The sequence below is a fragment of the Micromonospora foliorum genome (assembly GCF_022229015.1).
Classification (GTDB): Bacteria; Actinomycetota; Actinomycetes; order Mycobacteriales; family Micromonosporaceae; genus Micromonospora; species Micromonospora foliorum.
This window is the reverse complement of the sequence record NZ_JAKKFF010000436.1, coordinates 1-4,008: the sequence shown is the minus strand read 5'-3', so window position 1 is coordinate 4,008 and position 4,008 is coordinate 1. Positions and strand designations below refer to the sequence as shown.

Genomic DNA, 4,008 nt, shown 5'->3' with positions numbered 1-4,008 from the left:
CCTGGTTGGGTGGTGGCGCCGCGGCCGCCGCCCGGCGCCGCCCGCTCGCACTGGGCCTGGCGGCCGTGGCGCTGCTCGCCACGCTCGCCCGCGCGATCACGGTCACCGCCCTCGCCCGCGCCGGCTGGTGGTTCGCCGCGGAGAAGGTCTTGATCGCGGGCCCACTGGAGCTCGCGGCGGTGGGCGTCGCCGGTCCGCGGTTGCTCCGGGCCCCGGGCGACATCCGGGCCGTCGCGGTCCCGCTGCTGTTCGCCGGGTACGCCACGAGCAGCGCCCTGCTCGTGACGATCCTGCACGGCTATCCGGCGTCGGCGGGGGCGGGGCTGCTCGCGGTCGCCGGGGTCGTGGCGGCGACGGTGATCTCGGGGCGTGCGCTCGGCGCGCGCCCGTCCCGGACGGTGTCCCGGGTGGCCCTCGTGGTGGCGGGCGCGGCGTTGCTGACCGGAACCGGGCTGACCGTCGCCCCGGACGCCGCGCCCGCCGTACCGCATGATCACGGTCATCCGGCGGCTCGGATCTCCGACGAACCGACCCGGCGGTTCACCCTGACGGCCGGGACCGCCACGGTGGACGCGGGCGGCCGGAACGTCGCGGCGTGGGCGTTCAACGCTCAGGTACCCGGACCGGAGTTGACCGCCACCGTCGGCGACGTCGTGGAGGTGACGCTGCGCAACCGGGACATCGGGCGCGGTGTCACGCTGCACTGGCACGGGTACGACGTGCCGAACGACCAGGACGGGGTGCCCGGGGTGACGCAGGCGGCGGTGCGGCCCGGGCAGGAGTTCGTCTACCGGTTCCGCGCCGACCAGGCCGGGACGTACTGGTACCACACGCACTCGGCCTCCGATGTCGGCGTGCGGATGGGTCTCTACGGTGCGCTGGTGGTGCGGCCGGGGCCGGTGACCGGCCTCGACGTCACCGTGCCGGTGCACACCCTGGCGGGCCGTCCGTTGCCCGCGCCGAGAGTGGAGCAGGTCGAGGCCGGCGTGCCGGTGCGATTGCGGCTGATCAACACCGACAGCACGACGCACCGGTACGCCCTGGCCGGGACCGCGTTCCGGGTGGCCGCGATCGACGGCGTCGACCTGCGGGGCCCGACACCGCTGGTGGACACCGCCGTGCTGATCCCGGCCGGGGGCCGCTACGACCTGGTCTTCGACGCGCCGGCGACCCCGGTGGCGCTGTTCGTCGACGGACGGGCGGTCTACTCGACCGGCCCGGTGTCGACGGTGACCGGCGCCTGGCCGGTGCTCGATCCGCTCGGCTACGGCGCGACCGCTCCGGTGCCCTGGCCCCGGTTCGACAAGACGTTCACCCTCGTCCTCGATCGCGGCCTCGACCTGCGCGGACTGCTGCCGCGGTACGCCCACACCGTCAACGGCGCGGCCGACCCGGACATCCCACCGCAGGTCGTACGCCTGGGCGACGTCGTGCGGTTCACCATCGTCAACCGGTCGCAGGTCGTGCACCCGTGGCACCTGCACGGCCACCACGTCCTGGTGCTGGCCAGCGATGGAGAGCCGGCGGCCGGAAGCCCGCTGTGGCTGGACTCGTTCGACGTGCGCCCGGGCGAGGTGTGGGAGGTGGCGTTCCGGGCCGACAACCCGGGGATGTGGGCCAACCACTGCCACAACCTGGCGCACGCCGATGCCGGGATGACGCTGCATCTCATGTACTCCTGATCGCGGATGCCGGTAGTTTTCTGTCATGACTGAGGACACCTTCCGCTCCGTGGAGATCGAGCGCACCAGCCTGGGCAACTACGTCGTGCGGAACACCCGTGGCGGGTCGGTGTCGTTGGGCACGGGCGAGGACGGCAGCTTCACGCCGGTGGAGTTGCTGCTGGCTGCCATCGGCGGCTGCACGGCGGTGGACGTGGACCACATCACCAGCCGTCGTGCCGAGCCGACCGAGTTCGCCGTCGCCGTCACCGGCGACAAGATCCGGGACGAGGCCGGCGGAAACCGGATGCGGAACCTGCGGGTCGAGTTCACCGTGACGTTCCCGGAGGGCGCGGAGGGCGACGCGGCCCGTGCGGCGCTGCCCCGGTCGCTGCAGCAGTCGCACGATCGGTTGTGCACCGTCTCCCGAACGGTCGAGCTCGGCACTCCCGTGGCGATCGCCGTGGCGGAGACTGATCGTCGCTGAGCACGGCTGCTCAGGTCCGGTGTGGTCCGTTCTCCGGGGCGGCCACACCGGGATAGCCGAGCGTGGGCGGAAACCGGAGATAGATGCCGGTTGATGGTATGGGAGCGCTCCCGTAGCATACCTGACGCGGCCTGTTAACGCTCACATCCAGTCGCCGCGCAGCGGCCACCACCAACGTCTGGGCCGCCGTCCCGCGAGGAGGGTGCTATATGACCAGATCCAGAGCCACCAATGTCGGTCTGGTGGCGGCCGGCGTCGGCTTACTGGTGTCGTCGACAGTTGTCGCGGCACTGCCGGCGGGCGCCGCGGCCGAGGGCTGTTCGGTGAACTACGCCGTGTCGTCGCAGTGGCAGGGCGGCTTCGGCGCCAACGTGGCGATCACGAACCTGGGTGATCCGTTGAGCAGTTGGACGTTGACCTGGTCGTACGGCGCCGGGCAGACGGTGACGCAGGCCTGGAACACGTCGCTGACGCAGAGCGGGTCGGCGGTGACGGCGAAAAACGTGAGCTACAACGGCTCGGTCCCGACCAACGGCACGGTCTCGTTCGGGTTCAACGGGTCCTGGACGGGCAGCAACCCCGACCCGACGAGCTTCGCGCTGAACGGCGTCACCTGCACCGGTGGCACGACGACTCCGCCGACGACCCCGCCGCCGACCGACCCGCCGCCGACCACCCCACCGCCGACCACCCCGCCGCCGACCGATCCGCCGCCGACGTGCAACCTTCCCTCGACGTACCGGTGGTCCTCCACCGGGGTGTTGGCGACCCCGAGGTCGGGTTGGGTGTCACTCAAGGACTTCACCGTCGCCCCCTACAACGGCCAGCAACTTGTCTACGCCACCACCCACGACAACGGCACCAGGTGGGGCTCGATGAACTTCGGCCTCTTCACGAACTACTCGCAGATGGCCTCGGCCAGCCAGAACGCGATGAACAACGCGACCGTCGCACCGTCGCTGTTCTACTTCGCGCCGAAGAACATCTGGGTGCTCGCCTACCAGTGGGGTGGGCCCGCGTTCTCCTACCGGACCTCGACCGACCCGACGAACCCGAACGGCTGGTCGGCGGCACAGACGCTGTTCAGCGGAAGCATCACCGGTTCGGGCACCGGCCCGATCGACCAGGCGGTCATCGGTGACGACCAGAACATGTACCTGTTCTTCGCCGGAGACAACGGCAAGATCTACCGGGCGAGCATGCCGATCGGGAACTTCCCGGGCAGCTTCGGCTCCAACTACACGACCATCATGAGCGACACCACGAACAACCTGTTCGAGGCCGTTCAGGTCTACAAGCTCCAGGGCCAGAGCCGCTACCTGATGATCGTCGAGGCAATCGGTTCGCAGGGCCGCTACTTCCGCTCGTTCACGGCCACCAGCCTGGGTGGTTCGTGGACACCGCAGGCCGCCAGCGAGAGCAACCCGTTCGCCGGTAAGGCCAACAGCGGCGCCACCTGGACCAACGACATCAGCCACGGCGAGCTGCTGCGGACCAGCGCCGACCAGACGATGACCGTCAACGCCTGCAACCTGCAACTGCTCTACCAGGGTCGTTCCCCGCAATCCGGCGGCGACTACGGGCTGCTGCCGTACCGGCCGGGTCTGCTGACCCTGCAGCGCCCGGTTTGATCACGCTCGACCGGTCCGGAACGGGCGGGCTCGGCGTCACGCCGAGCCCGCCCGCGCCACGCCGGGTGCAGGTGATCCTCTGGCGCGCGGGGCCCCCGGGCCCCCGGCCCTCGGTCCTGGTCCCCGGCCCTCGGTCCTGGTCCCCGGCCCTCGGTCCTGGTCCCCGGCCCTCGGTCCTGGTCCCCGGCCCTCGGTCCTGGTCCTCGGCCCGCGGTTGGGGCCTGCCGCC

Annotated in this window: 3 protein-coding genes; all 3 read left to right on the top strand. The window is 71.2% G+C overall.

The window, feature by feature from the left end:
• On the top strand, positions 1-1,682 hold a 1,682-nt coding region (locus PSH25_RS26740), incomplete at its 5' end, for a multicopper oxidase family protein (RefSeq protein WP_238661666.1).
• A 25-nt stretch (positions 1,683-1,707) separates the two neighbouring features.
• Positions 1,708-2,148 (top strand): OsmC family protein, encoded by a 441-nt coding sequence (locus PSH25_RS26735; protein ID WP_238661665.1) that lies wholly within the window; start codon positions 1,708-1,710, stop codon positions 2,146-2,148.
• A gap of 209 nt (positions 2,149-2,357) precedes the next feature.
• Positions 2,358-3,779 carry a glycoside hydrolase family 62 protein gene (locus tag PSH25_RS26730; protein WP_238661664.1) on the top strand — a complete coding sequence of 474 codons (1,422 nt, stop codon included), beginning with the start codon at positions 2,358-2,360 and terminating at the stop codon, positions 3,777-3,779.
• Positions 3,780-4,008: the final 229 nt, after the last annotated feature.